This window comes from Silvanigrella aquatica (assembly GCF_001907975.1).
Taxonomy (GTDB): Bacteria; Bdellovibrionota_B; Oligoflexia; order Silvanigrellales; family Silvanigrellaceae; genus Silvanigrella; species Silvanigrella aquatica.
Map to the genome: position 1 here is coordinate 2,217,033 of NZ_CP017834.1, position 15,973 is coordinate 2,233,005.

Here is a 15,973-nt window from a genome sequence, read left to right on the forward strand (position 1 = left end):
CTATTTATGCCATTCAATCGTTCGTCGCAATCTGCCGGGATTATTCTTGTTTTAATTTCTTTTCTTATCTGGGGTACAGCACCGCTCTATTTTAAAAGTGTAGAGACAGTTTCTCCCCTTGAAATATTATGCCATCGCATTATTTGGTCACTTCTATTTTTATTAATTATAATAATTTCGAAAAGAAATTTATACAAAATTTGGGAAGTATTTAAATCTCCTAGATTTTTATTCATTCTCATAACAACGGCAACACTGATTTCCCTTAATTGGCTTGCTTATATTTGGTCCATAGTGAATCATCATTTGATGGAAGCAAGCTTTGGTTATTTTATTTCACCTATTTTAAATGTCATTCTAGGAATGATCTTTTTGAAAGAAAAACTAAATAAAGTTGAAATAATTTGTTTTTTGATGACATTAATAGGCATATTAATTCAGTTTTATGAAATGGGTATTCGTGGTATGGGCTCTTTTATTCCCATTTTTCTTTCATTATCCTTTGGATTTTACGCACTTTTAAGAAAAAAAGTCGCCATTGATTCCTTTACGGGTCTTGCTGTAGAAACTCTTTTACTTTCACCCATTGCCCTCTCATATTTAATTTATTTAGCAATAAATAACCAACTTTCATTTTTCACAAGTACTCAAATTAGTATATTATTGTCATTAGCGGGAATTATTACATCGGTTCCCCTTATTTTATATGTTGCTGGCAGCAAAAATATGGCACTTACTAAACTGGGCTTTCTCCAATATACAAGTCCTACAATTCAACTCTTTATAGCAGTTTATTTATTTCATGAGAAAATCTCGCTAAATAAAATGATAAGCTTTAGTTTTGTATGGTTAGCTTTAATCATTTTTCTACTAAATAAATTGAATATCACAAAACATTATAAGAAATTTGTGACATCATTGAAAACCTGAACCTTCATATTCGTAACAAGAATATTCTCCTTGTTCCATAAATCCTAAATTTTTATATTTCATAGCAATTGATTTTAAATCTAAATCAAATTTTACTGATGCAACTAAACTCAAATAATTTATGTTATTTTCTTTTGAATAATTCATAATAAAATTCAAAATTTTTCTAGCATAACCTTTTTTTCTAAAATTAGGATGTGTAAATATTTCACATATACCACATATATTATTTTGAAAATAAATTGAACCAATACATACGGGTTCATTTGCTACATTCAAATAAAAAAAATGATAGGGTTGTAAATTTGAATAACCCAATTCTCGAAACACTTTTTTGAAATAACCTCTTGCACAGGGTTCAAAATCCTCAATGACATCCAAAAAAATATCCAGTTCAAGATCACATGTAATTTTTGATATTTTTATATTTTCAATATATTTATCAAAATAAGTAATTGATTTTAAATCTGAAACCATATTAAAACGTGAATTTTTCTTTATAAAACCTAATGAATTTAATGTAAATTCAATGTCCTGTGTGGAAAGATTCATTCCAAACCAAAGCGCAAAAGGTTTAGGATAAAAAAATTCAATAATGTGTCGCAAAGAATTTTCAAAATAAATAGGATTTATTTTTTTTATCCAACAAATATTAAAAAGAGAACTATGATATGGAGATTTTGCCAAAATCATTTCATCTGTTTCTAGAAAATTACATTTATCAAAAACTTTAGGAATATAGAAAAATTTATTGACCATCAACTCTTCACAAATTTGTGAAAGTGGTTTCATGAGATGCCTCCCATATAATTTTAGGAAGACTTTAAAAAAAATAAAATTAATTTTCAATAGAAATAATTATTTTTAGTATATTAAAAAGAATAATTATTTTAATTTTTTTTTTTGATATTGTATCAAATCCGAATGATGATAAAATTTTAAAAATTCCAGATAATTTTTATGAGGTCTAATATGACAATATCACGCCGCGATTTTTTAAATGGAACTTCACTTGCCATTATTGCAGGTATGACACCGCTCGACCTTCTCGGTGCGGACATGCTTCCCTTTGATAACTATCCACCAAGCTTAACCGGTCTCAGAGGAAGTCACGCGGGTTCTTATGAAAGCGCACATGCCTTAGCCCAAGAAAGAATGAAATTTCCTGTTGATGATTTACCTGTTGAAGAAAAATATGATTTAGTCATCGTAGGAGCAGGTATTAGTGGACTTTCTGCGGCATTTTTCTATCAAAAAAAGTTTAAAAACGCTAAAATTTTACTTTTAGACAATCATGATGATTTTGGGGGACATGCCAAAAGAAATGAATTTAAAAAAAATAAAACATTTTCTATGGGCTATGGGGGATCGGAATCCTTACAATCACCAAAACACTTATATAGTAACACAGCTTTAAAACTTCTTGAAGAATTAAAAATTGATATTGATAAACTAGAAAAACATTTTGACGTATCATTTTATCCTAAACTTCATTTGAGTCGTGGAGTATTTTTTGATAAAGAAAACTTTTTAAGTGATAAATTTGTTTCGGGAGATCCCACGCGAAGTGCTTGTGATGAAATTCCACCCGGACAATTGCATGGCAAAAAGATAAAAGAATTTATAAATGAATTTCCAATGTCATCAACAGATAAAAATGCTCTTATTAAATTATATACTGAAAAAAAAGATTATTTACCTAAATTAAAAACAGAAGAAAAAGTAGCCTATTTACAAAAAATAAGTTACCGAGATTTCTTACTTAAGCATGTTGGTATAAGCGAACAAGCCGTTAAATATTTTCAAGCCAAAAGCCATGATTTTGATACCATTGGTATCGATGCCATTTCAGCTTATGATGATTCCAGAGTTCTAAACTTACCTGGTTTAGATGGCATGAATTTACCCCCTATGGATGATGATGATCTCAATGCTTTAAATGATCCCTATATTTATCATTTTCCCGATGGCAACGCGACCATAGCACGTCTTTTAGTAAGTAATCTTATGCCTAAAGTAACAAATGGAATAAAAGATATGAATTCCATTATTTTAAATAAATTTGATTACACAAAATTAGACTTAAATGATTCTTTAGTAAGATTACGCTTAAGCAGCACTGTTGTTACTGTAGCAAACGCAAATAAAGGCAAAGAAGTCCCAGTAGATATTGGTTATTTAGACAAGCCTGAATTAGATAGTGAAGGAAAACTTGTAAAACTGGGTACTTTACATAGAATTCAAGCAAAACATGTGATCATGGCCAATTATAATATGATGATTCCTTATATTTTAACGGAGCTTCCTCAAGAGCAAAAAGAGGCTTTAGCCTTAAATGTAAAAGCACCCTTACTTTATACAAAAGTATTAATTTCAAATTGGAAATCATTTATCAAGCTTGGTGTTCATGAAATATATTCACCTTGCCTCCCTTATTGCCGTGTAAAACTAGATTACCCTGTAGATTTAGGTCGTTATTTTCACCCCAGATCACCTGAAAAACCTATACAATTGCATATGGTTTCAGTTCCAAGCCTACCTGAACAAATAGGAAAAGATGCCCGCACTCAATTTCGTATGGGACGTTATAAATTATTAACCACTTCCTTTTCTGAATTTGAAAAAGATATCCGCAACCAACTGCAAAGAATTTTAGCTCCGACAAAGCTTTTTAATCATGAGAAAGATATTTTAGGAATTACAATAAATCGATGGTCACATGGCTATTCCTACTATTTGAATAGTTTGTTTGATGATGAAGATAAAAGTAATAATATCATTAATACCGCGCGAAAACCTTTTGGCAATGTGGTCATAGCCAATTCCGATGCCGACTGGAATCCCTATGCGCAAACAGCGATTGATCAAGCTCACCGCGCTGTAGATGAATTGTTTTCGCAATTATGATTAATTTAAGGTATGAGTCGTTTCATGGGAAAATATTCCATGGATATTATCCCTTATTTAATCTTTTTTAAAAAATATAAAGGATCAATCCTTGAGTGAAGATAATAGCCCTAAAAGTCGTGCTTTTTCCCTAATTAAAACGTTATCAAGTACAGCTCTGCGTGCTGGGAATGAAGCTCTTAAAAGAAGACTTAATAAATCTGATGAACTCGATTCTTTCATGAGTGATGCCGCGTTACGGCTGGTCAAAGGACTTGATGAGCTCAAAGGTGCTGCCATGAAAGTGGGTCAACTTTTGAGCATGGTAGATGAAAGCATTCTCCCACCAGGATGGAAATCCGCTTTGAGCAAACTGCAATCACAAGCAACAGCCAAAGACTGGAGTTACATTGAACCTATAATACTAAAAGAATTTGGAAATTTAGACGGATTTTCGTTCATTGAAAAAGAGGCCGTCCATGCGGCAAGCATAGGTCAAGTGCATAAGGCTCAACTAAAAGATGGGACATTTGTAGCACTAAAAGTGCAATATCCAGGACTTGAAAAAAGCGTCAAATCCGATCTCAAAAACATGAAAAAATTAATTAATATTGCTAATTTTATGCCCAATATGGACAATTATGATCATGTTTTTGATGCCGTTGAAATGCTATTTATTCAAGAACTTGATTTTATCCGTGAAAAAAATTACTACGATTTTTATTATGAAAAATTCAAAAACAATAAGAATATCATTATACCAAAAACAATTCCGGAATTTTGCACAAAAAATGTTTTAACAACTCAATGGATTGATGCAGAATGTTTGCAGCTTTGGCTCAATAAAAACGCCAAAGATATTCATACCAATCCTTTATTGATTGAAAAAAGAGATAAACTAGGCGCTCTCTTATTAGAAGTTGTTTTTACAGAAATATTTCAATTAAATCATATTCAATCCGATCCCAATCCTGGAAATTTCCTTGTCACAGAAAATGCTGATTTGGTCTTACTCGATTTTGGAGCCACTCAAGAACTGAGTTCTGAACTCATTCAAAATTATTCTGATTTAACTTTATCTGCCATTCAAAAAAATAAATTTGAGATTGTAAAAGCCGCAAAAAAAATGGGCTTTTTAAGCCGCGGTGATCAACCCGAAGCAAAAGAGAGTTTTTTAAGAGCCATGGATATTGCCATTGAGCCCTTTCTTAACGAAAAATATTCCTGGAAAGATGCAAATCAATTAAAACGCACACATGCAGAATCAGTTGATTTCATGCGCTCCACAAAATTTCGCGCCCCAAGTCCTGAAGTTCTTTTTATAAATAGACGCCTTGCCGGAAATTTGCTTATAATGGAAAGCTTAGGGGCAACTGTATTTGCCCGAGAAATATTAAATAGAATTCTCAATATCAACGGGGCATAAGTATGTTAATTTTAAAGGGTCTTTTTTCATTTTGCGCAAGCCATCGACTTTATAATCCCACATTTAGTGATGATAAAAACAAACTTATTTTTGGAAAATGTGCGGGAAAAAACGGGCACGGGCATAATTTCAAAATGGAAGTTGAAATTACAGGAAATGTTGATCCCGAAACAGGAATGGTATTTAATTTAACCACTCTTAAAGAATTGGTAAATCAAAATATTATTGAAGACGTCGATCACAAGCATTTAAATTTTGACGTTCCTTGGCTCGAAGGAAAAATTCCCACAACTGAAGTTTTTGTGGAAGCTGTTTGGGAAAGACTCGAAAAATTAATTCAAAAAATTGATAATAAAAATGTAAAGTTACACTCGGTTACCATTTGGGAAACAGAGACACATGCTGTTCAAAAAACAAGAGATTAATTTTTAAACATTGTTATTTTGAATTTTTCTTGATTTAATCCATTTGATAATAAGCGGAAGTAACGAAACAATAATAACTCCAATAATTAAAATATGGATATAGTCATTTATTTGTTCACCAAATACTTTTCCCAGATAATATCCACTTAAAATCATACTAAATACCCATAAAAAAGCACCAACAATATTAAAGGTAACAAAGCGAAAATAACTCATTTCTGCAGCACCTGCTACAGTAGGAGCAAATGTACGAATAATCGGAATAAATCGCGCAATAATGATAGTTTTTCCACCGTGTTTTTCGTAAAAATCATGGGCAGCTTGAATATGCTTTTTACGAAAGAAAAAAGAATCTTCTTTTTTATATAATAAGGGTCCTAATTTTTTTCCAATATAAAAACCAACGGCATCACCAACGATAGCAGCTATTGTCAATGAAGTAAGAAGAATAGCAACACTCATATCGCCGCGCGCTGCAAATAATCCTGCCGCAATTAATAAGGAATCACCTGGTAAGAAAAATCCAAATAGCAGTCCTGTTTCGGCAAAAACTATAATTATAAGCCCAATATACCCCACAGTTTGAATTAATAAAACAGGATTTTTCAATATAGAAACAAGAAATAAAAGAAAAGAATTGATGGAATCCATTAAAAAGTAACTCCCAAAGAAGTAAAAAAAATATACCAAAATATTTTATACTCTATACCTTTTAATGGCAAATTTTTAAAAAATATTCTAATTATTTATAAAACGACTTTTAGGTAATTATATTCTGGTAAGAAGTCCCAAGAAACACCAATACTGAACTCAAACCAACCCGTATAATATCTTTTTAGACTGGCATCAAATACCATTTCTTTAGGAAAGACATAAAATGGTCTTACATTTCCTTTTAAACTCCAAATGGGATATCCTTGAGCAAAATCAATTAAAGACAAACCTCCTAAAATATTATAAGTGCCGAAACTTGAAATGTTATCTTCATACAAGGAATTCACATTAATTCCGATATGAGTTAAATCGGTATTAGTAGTACAATTACAACTATAACTCAGAGTTCCTGTTGTATATTCTAAACCCCCTCCCACAGATAGTGAGCTATCAACTGAACTATGTACAATAGTATTAAGTAAAGAGGCCATTAAATAGAATGAACTTCCAGTTAAACTATTTCCATTAAAATAGGAAAACTGAGCGGATGGAATCAATTTAAATTCAACAGTAGTGTCAATATCAAAGTAACCTGACGCTTCAATTTTATTTAAAATTGTTTGTGGAAAATCTGAATTTCTTCCATTAACAGATCCAATTGTGAGACCAGAACCTAATAAGCCAGAATAAGGAATCCATGTATCTGGTCTATTTATAATTGCCTTTTTATATGCAACTGGTTTTGGTAAACTTGCTTCATTTTCTTGTTTTTGAGGTATAGCATAAGGTAACCCCTGTTGTTCCGTTTGATATTTTGAAGAAATATTCAATTTATTTTGATTGCTTTTTTTATCAATTATATTTTGTTGAGTTATCTTAGTATTTGTTTTTTCATCGAGAGATTCTTTTGCTTGTGTTTCTTTTTCAAAAACAAGAGGCGGCATCATGGAACGCGGCGTATTTTCATTTTGTGCTTGTTGAGAAGGAATACCAAAACCTTCTTCGGCAGCACCTAATATAGGAGCGGTTTCCGGATTATAAGGCTCACGCCAACCGTCTTTATACAATTCTTTCGTCTTCCGCCACACAAGCATTTTAGCATCATTAGTTCCTAATATTTTTAAAGCTTGATCAAATGCCAATCTGTCCGAAGCCACAATTTGGCATAAAGAACTGCCCTGTCTTGATTCTAAAACACGCAGCTCATGAATGGACACACGTTGCGCCCTTAAAAACTCTCCTGTTTGGGGATGAAAACTTGTTAATATCACATAACCCGCCATGAGCGTTTCCCCACGAACAATGCCTCTTTCAATTCCAAAATCAATGGTTAACAAATTGTCCCTAATATAAGTCACTCTGCCATCGTGACCTACAGTATTGACAAGCCTTGCTAAAGCCTGAGATATGGCATTTTTAATTTTTTGCTCATTTGCTTGTGCTTCTAAAATAATATCTTCTCGAGCCCAAGTAGACGCATTTAATTCTGATCCTTTTATGACAAGACGGACCAAAGTTTGATCGGGAGCAAAATAAATATAAGGGCGCAACCAGGCATCGATATTATAATCTAACGCTAATCTTTTTTTTAATTTATCAATTTTTTGATTTTCAGTTGATGAAGGATCACTTCCCGCTAAAGGTAACATCTTAACAAATTCAGTGAGTGATAAATCCCAAAATCGCCCTGTATTTTTAACTTCATCAGCAACATTTTCCGCAATCAGTCTTTGAATATCACTTTGATTATAAGGAAAAGCGGGCAATCCATAAAGCAAACGATCCTGCTTCCTCATAAAAACACGGAACTTATCTATATTTGTTTCAGGAATATCAATTCCAATGCGACGCAAAGGGGGAAGTAAAAGCGTATCTCCTTGTGTACTGGGAGATATAGACGATGGATTTTCTAATGAAAATACTTCTAAATGAAGAATAATAAATAAAATATTTATAATGATTATTTTGACAATATCGTATTTTCTCACTCAATCACTCCCTCGCTCCTATAATTGTATGTTACTTTTAAAGAGATTTAGAAGTTCCAGCAATTTGACACAGGGTGGCAATTTTTAGACAAACAGAATGAACTCTTGAGTGCAATCTTTAGGCTAAGGATAGGAGAACTTTTGATTGTTAAAGCCCTGCAAACATTTATAAAATTTATATGGTATATCTTTTCTATTTTCACATTATTTTTATTTATTTTATTTTCTATTTTTTTCGTTACAAATACAATAATTTATTTTAATTCTCAATCGATCTCTCCTCCCATTTATCCCAAAGAATTTGCAATTGTATTAGGCGCCAGTGTCCATGGTGATGCGTTATCAGGGGCTCTTAAAGCACGCATGCAAAAAGCAATTGAACTTTATAATAAAAAACTCGTCAAAAATATTTTAATGAGTGGCGATGGCACGGACAGCAACTATAGCGAAACCTCAGCCATGAAAAAATTTGCCTTAAAAAATGGAATTCCTCAAGATGCTCTTTTAACAGATGAAAAAGGTTACAGCACCTATGCTACGATACTTAGAGCAAAAGAAGTTTTTAATTTAAAAAGTGCCTATATAATTTCACAGGATTTTCATTTAAAAAGAGCGGTATGGATTGCAAGAGAAGTGGGCATTCAAGCAGATGGCGTGAGTGCGGGAAACACAAAAGACAAATGGTATTACTATGTCCGAGAATTTTTTGCGCGCACGAAAGATTATTTTCAAGTTATTTTTAAAGTAACACCTTATGATGAAAAAAATTTCTTTTTTTAATTCTTAATGTGAATTTATTGGGAGAAGTTATATTTATTCAAGAAATTATTTTTTTAGAATAAAGATTGTCTTCAATATATTGAATTGAATCTGTATCGGTATTTTTTTTGAGGTCAATAGGTAAATAATAATAATAACCAGAGATATCGAGCATAAATATGCCACCAAGGCAAGATTTTCTTTTTTATTCATAACAATCACTTTCCAGAGATTTTAAAAAAATTTTTAAATTGGTGGCGTATAGCTTTCTAAGTTTTCAAATTGCTCACCACAAGTCCTTTTATTCGTAAAATCATATATTTAGCTCTAGAGAAGAAATAAAATTGTTATTCGTTAACATTTTTATTTACTATTAACAAATCATTTGATACTCTTAATCTGTGAAGGAAAGGTACATGGTGGTGCCAAAACATAGTGAGTCTGAAATTCTTGAAAAAGTAAAAATTTCTATTGAAACAGGTAGTTATATCATACTTCCACACGCTCGACTGAGAACGAAAGAAAGAAAAGTTCTCCCTAAAGACATTGAATGCGCTCTTTTAAATGGGAAAAGAACCAAAAAAAGAGACCGTCAAGATGCCCTATTAAAAACTTGGAGCTATGCCTTTGAAGGATCAACAATTGATAAGCGTGAACTTAGAGTTATTGTAACAATAGATGATCTACTTAAGATTGTAACTGTCGTTATTTTAAATGAAGAAGGGGAAGATTTATGAAAAACAATATTGTCCCATATGATGAATTGGGATTCAGAATATACCTGATTAATCCTGATATGTATGAGCTTCCAGATGGAACAAAAGTACCAGCTCCAAACATGAAAATACTACAAGACGAAGTCTTTAAAATTCTTTGCGATAAACCATTTAGATTAACTGGAAATGAACTTCATTTTATTAGAAAATATATGCATATGACTCAACAAAAATTTTCTGAGCTTTTAAATCTTTCAAATCATTCAATTGTTTCTCAATGGGAAAACAAAGATGATGCGGTGTGCGGAATGGATTATAATACTGAGGTTTTGCTGAGGCTTTCAATGGAAGTTTATATATCAAATACAATTTCAGCAGAAAAACTTGTTAAATTAAAAAATATGCCTAATCGTTCTGAACCTATTTATGTTAGGGCAGCTTAATTATAGCAATCCGCCTTTGAATATTAGATTTCTAGCTTCCTTATCTTGCGAAGTTTTATCCATGAAATGCTCCTCTACTCGCAATCTAATCATCCCATAGAGATTTTGCTGATAATAGCTAAGACAGAATCTATGGAAAAAAATTTTGACTTGCATGTGGGATATGACAAGTTACTCCAAAATACACAGTCTCTTTTCATCATAGCTTAAATATAGTTGTCACAAGTCCAAATATTTAATTGTGGATCGTCTACTAGGTGGGTGAGTAAACCAGGGGAATTGCACCCCTAGTTTCTCTCAGAACCGTACGTGAATCTCTCGATTCATACGGCTCTTATTGTTCAGTCATTAATTAAATTCCTTTAGCGTTTTTCCAATGCTCAAATAATATAGAATTTTGCTTTTACATTCTTCTAATTAAATCTCTTGCTCTGGAATAACTTCTATTTAATTTCTTGAATTTTCTTCTTGCCCATCTTACGAGAGCAAAATTAACTGCACGAGAAATAGCATGAATTGCTAAAGAACCATGAAATTTACAGTAATAGTTAAGCCATCCACGTAACACTGGATTAATTGAGTGTGTTTCTTTAAAGCTTTCATGAGCAATTCATGATTCATATTATCAAAGAAACCCTTAATATCCAGATCTATAACCCAATCAAATTTCCAGCATCTTTCACGAGTTTTACCAAATGCATCTAATGCTGATTTATTTGGTCTGTAGCCATAAGAGTCAGGATGAAAAATAGCTTCAATTTGCGGTTCAAGCTTCTTCTTCACAGTCGTTTGGGCAATTCTATCAGCAACTGTAGGGATTCCTAAAGTGCGTTTTCCTCCATCTTTCTTTGGTATTTCTACTTTTCGAACAGGCGGCGGAAAGTAACTTCCCGACGACATGCGATTCCAGAGCTTGTACAAATTGTCTTTGAGATTTGCTTCAAAGTCTTCTATAGATTGTTTATCAATACCATGTGCTCCATGATTTTCTTTTACATTTCTCCATGCCTCCCATACAGTTGATTTAAAATAAAAATGGATTTTTAAATTCATGGATGCGCAATTAATATAGAAACAGGAAAAAGGTATGGATTAGTGTTACCAAGTTTAAATAGCAAAAACATGCAATTATTTTTAGAATTTTTTTCAATATTTGTAAGAATAAATGAACAAGTATTATTAATTTTTGATGGCTCGAGAGCTCATAATAGTAATCAAATTATTATTCCTAAAAATATTACTTTGCATTTTCTACCGCCTTATAGTCCTCAACTTAATCCAATAGAGCGGGTTTGGCTTTTTTTAAAAAGAAATTACCTATCATTTAAATTATATGAAAAAATTGAAGAAATTATTCAAGCAGGAGCTAATTCTTGGAATCATTTAACTGATGAACTTATTAAATCCATTGATTTTTCTAAACTTGAAAAAGTCGATGAGGTAGAAACTTAATGGACGGCATATTATATTTTTTTTTTTAAATAATTATAATAAAAGCCATGTTTTTGACGAAATATTTTTTGACAATAACTTATTATTCATATTCAATTGTTATTGATACTTTTATAAAAAATATTTTAGGAGATCTAAAATGACCGTTAGTAAAACTTTGATTGCTAAAGTAACATATACTTTGGTAATATTATCTCTTCCATTAGCAGCTAATGCTTTTCAAATTATTGGACTGGGAGGAAAATGTCTCGATGTCAATGGTGGACAAACGCATAATGGAACTCCTGTTACTATGTGGGACTGTCATGGTGGTTCGAATCAACAGTGGCATATTGAAAATGGCAGAATAACTGGCATTGGAGGATTATGTCTTGATGTTAGCTATGGTCATGGCTCTCCTGTCCAAGTTTGGGACTGTAATAATACTCCTCCTCAGCAATGGACTTATAATATTGATGGTTCTCTAAGAGCTATGGGAAAATGCCTTGATGTATTTAATTTTAGCACATTAAATGGTACTCCTGTTCAAATGTCGAACTGTACCAACAACCAGAATCAAAAATGGCGGTTTTGGTAAGTTACAATTAGTACTAATTAAAAGTTTTATGTTCCTAGACATTTGAAAAATGCATTTTGAAGCCCTTTATTAAAATTAATAGCAAAGATTTTCCTCAAAAGTGACCCATTTAAATTAGATTTAAATGGGTGATATGAAATTCTGAATACTAAGGGGTTATTTGCAAAAATACCCAAGATTGTATACCAAGTGAGACTTATTATTCAAAATAGAAGGTATCTTTGTTTTTGATAAGTGAAAAAACCAAAAATTCGAATAGTTTGAGAATGCAGTTTAATTAAGTATGACAACTCTCAATTTCACTTTGCAAACCGATTTGGGACAATTCCAGAAGCTTATAAATGGCTAAAAATCATTGCAAAAAAATTTAACGAAACAGATGAGCTTATAAAATTTGCATTACTTTATTGAAATAAACAATCTATATCAAGACTCATAGCACATGCAATAGGCTGGTATTGTTTAAGTAAAAATAAGAATAACCAAGTGTTTAGAGTGGTGGGAGACAAATTATTAATTATTGAATTAAATATATTAAAACTCCTTTTCTTAGGTGAAAGGTATCTACTACAAAGTGGCGTCAAGATCAAAGATTACCAATAATAACTATATTAAAAAAATTGACAACTTTAATTTAATTTTATATATTGAAGTTATAAAAAGCATTTTATTTATTTAAAATATATCTGATTGATATTTTTAATAACCTAATCTCCCTATACCTTTTATAAAAAATTAGGATAATTAAAATGAAACTCAATTTTTTTTTAAAATTTTTTTTGTTTTTAATTTTAATCTTTAATAAAAATATTTTTGCTGATGAAGCATATGTTTTTTGTTCAGATAAAGATAGAAATTGGGAGTGGTTAAAAATCAATGACGAATATATTAAAGTAAGTGGATTTTGGCTTGAAGAGCATTTAAACGAAAATTTTTCAATATTCATTTTTAAATTAGAGAATTCAGAATCTGAAATTCAAAATCTTCAAAAAAAATGTATTAATAATTTTGGAGAGCAATTTATTTATCCACAACCTTCAATTACTTTTTCTCATAAATGGGGTGTATTTTATTTAGAATCAGAAAAGAAAATTATTGGAAATTTTTCACTTTCCCTTTATTATTTTCCTTTTACACGTTCACGATATTAAATAATGGAATCGATTGCCGAATAGAATAACATTAATCATAATAATTTATTTCATAAATTTTGAATTTGTATCTTCTTCATCGCACATAAGACCATAAGCACCAAAGCGACAATTTACCCCGCATTTTATTTTGTCAACATGGCGAAAACAAGTATACATTTGTCTTGAAGAACATGCCGATATTAAACCGCTTTGTTCACAATTGTAACCACAAATAACACCTTTAATAGATTCGATACACATTTCATCTTGATGCTTTTTACAATCAGCTCCAAATAAATTTTTCTTACAGTCATATCCACAAACTTTTTTACCATTAAAATCGATACACTCTACTTTTTTATTTTTTGCCGAGTCTCCACTTTCGTGTACTAAAACTTCAACACCACAAAAAACACCTTTGTCATTTTTAACACAAGTTTCTCTGGCAAAACTTATATTTGAAAAAATAAGGAAATAGCAAATAAAGACGATATATTTCATTTTTTGTAACCTTAATATTAAAAAAATTTAATTAAATAACAGCTTTATTTTCTACCACTTTTACTTCATTCAAGTTTGCATTAAAATTTTCTTTTGATTGCAAACACTTATTTTGAAGAGATAATGCCGCAACACTTTGTGGATCGAGAGTTAAAGCGATTGTAATTTGTTCCAACGCAGATTCATAATCTTGCAACTCAAAATACAAACGCGCGAGTTCAAGAAAATATTCAATGGAACGATATTGTGCAATTGCTTTTTTGAGTTCTTCTTCTGCTTCGGTAAAACGCCTCACAGAAAGATAAAATAAAGACATATCATAATGTTTTTGAGCAAGAAGCACGCCCTCTCGTTTACAAGCCTCAGCAAATCGCGATGCCGCTTCATCATAAAATCCTAAATCACTTAAAATAATAGAGGCATTAAATTGCGCTTCAATATAATTTGGATCGGCCATAACGGCTCTATCAAAAAAGCGTAAAGACTCGGGGAGATCTCCTCTCATAAGGTACAATATTCCCATTTCATTAAGCCAATCTGGTTTTTCGCCAAGTTGTTGGATTTGAACTAATCCAATATTTTCAGCTAAATAAAAATCTCCTGCAAATAGAGCCGCTCGAAAGTCATTCAAAGAGTTTTGCACAAAATTTCTCCTATCAAATGATGAACAAATCATACCTTAAAATGTTGAAGAATAAAAATGGATGTGTGAGAGTTGCGCGAACAGAATACTGTTCTTAATTCAATTTGCTATGACCCGCATCAAAATTAGTGGGTGTAATTTAATTTACTTGGGAGAAAAGAATGAAACTACAACATGGGGCAGCCACACTTGTCCTTGGAGTCCAATATGGTGACGAAGGAAAAGGGAAGCTTGTCGATGTTCTAGCAGAACAAGCAGACCTTGTATGCCGCGTGCAAGGGGGCAACAATGCGGGTCATACTATATGGGTGAACGGTGAAAAAATTGTAACCCAACTTCTTCCCTCTGGAATTTTAAGAGAAAACTGCGAAATAGGAATTGGTGCTGGAGTTGTTGTTGATCCCTTAGTGCTCAGAGATGAACTGAAAAAAGTAAAAGCCCAAGGCTATGACATCACACCTGAAAGACTGCATATTGACTATAGAGCCAGCGTCATTCTCCCCTATCATAAAAATCTCGATATGAAACGTGAATTGGAACGATCCAAAAGCACGACTAAAATTGGCACCACAGGCAGAGGCATTGGACCTACTTATGCAAGCCGCGCCTACAGAGAAGGTCCTCGCATTGCGGAAATTGCAAACCCCGATAATTTTAGAGCATGGTTAAAATCTCAACCGCATTTAATGGATGGTCTCGATCAAAAATTAATGGACGAATTTCTTGAAACATCAGAACAACTCCGTCCTTATATGAAAGATCTGGCCATGATTGCGAACAATAGAATGGCACAAGGCGGACGACTTCTTCTCGAAGGAGCACAAGGAGCTATGCTCGATGTGAGCTTTGGAACTTATCCTTTTGTGACTTCAAGTAATCTCGTTTCCGGTTCTTGTGCTGGAGGACTAGGCATACCACCTTGGAAAATCACAAATATTGTGGGTGTGATAAAGGCTTATTCCACACGCGTAGGCAATGGTCCTTATCCTGCCGAACTTTTTGGAGACTTTGCCGATGAATTGCGCAAACGTGGCAACGAATTTGGCACAAATACAGGTCGTCCGCGCTCCGTAGGTTGGCTCGATTTAGTGGCACTCCGTTACCTTTCTAAAATAAATGGCTTAACAGGACTTGCTATTATGAAAGCAGATGTTCTTGCTGGCATTGAGAATATTGGTATCATTACTTCCTATCGCGACAAACGCACACAAGCGGAAATGACAGGTTATCCGATGACTCAAGCGGCATGGGAAAATGTGGAGCCTGTAGTGGAATTTGTACAAGGCTGGGATGCTGTATCTTCGGGCACAACATTAAATAAAGAATATCAAGCCTTTGTTAAGAAAGTGGAAGAATTTATAGATGTTCCCAGTATTTATATTTCTACTGGCGCTGAAAGAAGTGAAGGGATTTGGATGTAAGTAGGCAATGAGGAACCCT

Annotated in this window: 17 protein-coding genes and 1 pseudogene; 11 read left to right on the forward strand and 7 right to left on the reverse strand. The window is 32.5% G+C overall.

Annotated features, from left to right (window positions below; genetic code table 11):
- Positions 1–6: 6 nt before the first annotated feature.
- Positions 7–930: an EamA family transporter RarD gene (rarD, locus tag AXG55_RS09295; protein WP_148697849.1), complete on the forward strand. Its 924-nt coding sequence runs from the start codon at positions 7–9 to the stop codon at positions 928–930.
- Here rarD and AXG55_RS09300 read toward each other — a convergent pair.
- A complete protein-coding gene (locus tag AXG55_RS09300) occupies positions 916–1,722 on the reverse strand; it encodes a GNAT family N-acetyltransferase (RefSeq protein ID WP_148697850.1) in 807 nt (268 codons plus the stop codon). The two genes, rarD and AXG55_RS09300, sit on opposite strands and share 15 nt — an antisense overlap.
- 180 nt (positions 1,723–1,902) lie before the next feature.
- Here AXG55_RS09300 and AXG55_RS09305 point away from each other — a divergent pair, with 180 nt between their 5' ends.
- The 3 genes from AXG55_RS09305 to AXG55_RS09315 all read left to right on the forward strand — a co-directional run bounded on the left by AXG55_RS09305 (position 1,903) and on the right by AXG55_RS09315 (position 5,667).
- The gene (locus AXG55_RS09305) at positions 1,903–3,837 is read left to right on the forward strand and encodes an NAD(P)/FAD-dependent oxidoreductase (protein ID WP_148697851.1); all 1,935 of its coding nucleotides are present in this window, start codon (positions 1,903–1,905) and stop codon (positions 3,835–3,837) included.
- A 91-nt stretch (positions 3,838–3,928) separates the two neighbouring features.
- Complete coding sequence (locus AXG55_RS09310) at positions 3,929–5,242, forward strand: ABC1 kinase family protein (protein ID WP_148697852.1); 1,314 nt, start codon at positions 3,929–3,931, stop codon at positions 5,240–5,242.
- A gap of 2 nt (positions 5,243–5,244) precedes the next feature.
- The gene (locus AXG55_RS09315; protein ID WP_148697853.1) at positions 5,245–5,667 is read left to right on the forward strand and encodes a 6-carboxytetrahydropterin synthase; all 423 of its coding nucleotides are present in this window, start codon (positions 5,245–5,247) and stop codon (positions 5,665–5,667) included.
- A 3-nt stretch (positions 5,668–5,670) separates the two neighbouring features.
- Here AXG55_RS09315 and AXG55_RS09320 read toward each other — a convergent pair whose 3' ends face one another.
- Positions 5,671–6,318, reverse strand: a complete 648-nt coding sequence (locus tag AXG55_RS09320) for a DedA family protein (protein WP_148697854.1) — start codon at positions 6,316–6,318, stop codon at positions 5,671–5,673.
- Between the two features lie 95 nt (positions 6,319–6,413).
- A complete protein-coding gene (locus AXG55_RS09325) occupies positions 6,414–8,309 on the reverse strand; it encodes a hypothetical protein (RefSeq protein WP_148697855.1) in 1,896 nt (631 codons plus the stop codon).
- Between the two features lie 141 nt (positions 8,310–8,450).
- Here AXG55_RS09325 and AXG55_RS09330 point away from each other — a divergent pair, with 141 nt between their 5' ends.
- The 3 genes from AXG55_RS09330 to AXG55_RS09340 all read left to right on the forward strand — a co-directional run bounded on the left by AXG55_RS09330 (position 8,451) and on the right by AXG55_RS09340 (position 10,227).
- Positions 8,451–9,089: a SanA/YdcF family protein gene (locus AXG55_RS09330; protein ID WP_233231111.1), complete on the forward strand. Its 639-nt coding sequence runs from the start codon at positions 8,451–8,453 to the stop codon at positions 9,087–9,089.
- 395 nt (positions 9,090–9,484) lie between these two features.
- Complete coding sequence (locus AXG55_RS09335; protein ID WP_148697857.1) at positions 9,485–9,805, forward strand: DUF4258 domain-containing protein; 321 nt, start codon at positions 9,485–9,487, stop codon at positions 9,803–9,805.
- Positions 9,802–10,227, forward strand: a complete 426-nt coding sequence (locus AXG55_RS09340; protein ID WP_148697858.1) for a helix-turn-helix domain-containing protein — start codon at positions 9,802–9,804, stop codon at positions 10,225–10,227. The genes AXG55_RS09335 and AXG55_RS09340 overlap by 4 nt, the downstream gene beginning before the upstream one ends.
- A 403-nt stretch (positions 10,228–10,630) precedes the next feature.
- On the opposite strand, the gene AXG55_RS15160 is transcribed toward AXG55_RS09340, so the two are convergent.
- Both AXG55_RS15160 and AXG55_RS09350 read right to left on the reverse strand, forming a co-directional pair.
- The gene (locus AXG55_RS15160) at positions 10,631–10,795 is read right to left on the reverse strand and encodes a group II intron maturase-specific domain-containing protein (protein ID WP_233231112.1); all 165 of its coding nucleotides are present in this window, start codon (positions 10,793–10,795) and stop codon (positions 10,631–10,633) included.
- Positions 10,796–10,803: 8 nt separating this feature from the next.
- A pseudogene (locus tag AXG55_RS09350) lies at positions 10,804–11,280 on the reverse strand (reverse transcriptase domain-containing protein); the annotation flags it as partial.
- A gap of 15 nt (positions 11,281–11,295) precedes the next feature.
- On the opposite strand from AXG55_RS09350, the gene AXG55_RS09355 reads away from it, so the two are divergent.
- The 3 genes from AXG55_RS09355 (at position 11,296) to AXG55_RS09365 (ending at position 13,407) form a co-directional block, all read left to right on the forward strand.
- Entirely contained in the window at positions 11,296–11,679 is a 384-nt protein-coding gene (locus AXG55_RS09355; RefSeq protein ID WP_272866924.1) for a transposase, read from the forward strand.
- A gap of 139 nt (positions 11,680–11,818) precedes the next feature.
- Positions 11,819–12,256, forward strand: coding sequence for an RICIN domain-containing protein (locus AXG55_RS09360; RefSeq protein WP_148697861.1), 438 nt, complete (start codon positions 11,819–11,821; stop codon positions 12,254–12,256).
- A 749-nt stretch (positions 12,257–13,005) separates the two neighbouring features.
- Positions 13,006–13,407, forward strand: coding sequence for a hypothetical protein (locus AXG55_RS09365; RefSeq protein WP_148697862.1), 402 nt, complete (start codon positions 13,006–13,008; stop codon positions 13,405–13,407).
- A gap of 45 nt (positions 13,408–13,452) precedes the next feature.
- On the opposite strand, the gene AXG55_RS09370 is transcribed toward AXG55_RS09365, so the two are convergent.
- Complete coding sequence (locus tag AXG55_RS09370; RefSeq protein WP_148697863.1) at positions 13,453–13,890, reverse strand: hypothetical protein; 438 nt, start codon at positions 13,888–13,890, stop codon at positions 13,453–13,455.
- Positions 13,891–13,921: 31 nt separating this feature from the next.
- Positions 13,922–14,533, reverse strand: coding sequence for a tetratricopeptide repeat protein (locus AXG55_RS09375; RefSeq protein WP_233231114.1), 612 nt, complete (start codon positions 14,531–14,533; stop codon positions 13,922–13,924).
- Positions 14,534–14,694: 161 nt separating this feature from the next.
- On the opposite strand from AXG55_RS09375, the gene AXG55_RS09380 reads away from it, so the two are divergent.
- A complete protein-coding gene (locus tag AXG55_RS09380; protein ID WP_148697865.1) occupies positions 14,695–15,954 on the forward strand; it encodes an adenylosuccinate synthase in 1,260 nt (419 codons plus the stop codon).
- Positions 15,955–15,973: the final 19 nt, after the last annotated feature.

Coding starts and splice junctions, on each gene's coding strand:
- AXG55_RS09340 (WP_148697858.1), top strand. CDS start 9,802: ATGAAAAACAATATTGTCCCATATGATGAATTGGGATTCAGAATATAC.
- AXG55_RS09370 (WP_148697863.1), bottom strand. CDS start 13,890: ATGAAATATATCGTCTTTATTTGCTATTTCCTTATTTTTTCAAATATA.
- AXG55_RS09365 (WP_148697862.1), top strand. CDS start 13,006: ATGAAACTCAATTTTTTTTTAAAATTTTTTTTGTTTTTAATTTTAATC.
- rarD (WP_148697849.1), top strand. CDS start 7: ATGCCATTCAATCGTTCGTCGCAATCTGCCGGGATTATTCTTGTTTTA.
- AXG55_RS09300 (WP_148697850.1), bottom strand. CDS start 1,722: ATGAAACCACTTTCACAAATTTGTGAAGAGTTGATGGTCAATAAATTT.
- AXG55_RS09305 (WP_148697851.1), top strand. CDS start 1,903: ATGACAATATCACGCCGCGATTTTTTAAATGGAACTTCACTTGCCATT.
- AXG55_RS09320 (WP_148697854.1), bottom strand. CDS start 6,318: ATGGATTCCATCAATTCTTTTCTTTTATTTCTTGTTTCTATATTGAAA.
- AXG55_RS09380 (WP_148697865.1), top strand. CDS start 14,695: ATGAAACTACAACATGGGGCAGCCACACTTGTCCTTGGAGTCCAATAT.
- AXG55_RS09315 (WP_148697853.1), top strand. CDS start 5,245: ATGTTAATTTTAAAGGGTCTTTTTTCATTTTGCGCAAGCCATCGACTT.
- AXG55_RS09335 (WP_148697857.1), top strand. CDS start 9,485: ATGGTGGTGCCAAAACATAGTGAGTCTGAAATTCTTGAAAAAGTAAAA.
- AXG55_RS09360 (WP_148697861.1), top strand. CDS start 11,819: ATGACCGTTAGTAAAACTTTGATTGCTAAAGTAACATATACTTTGGTA.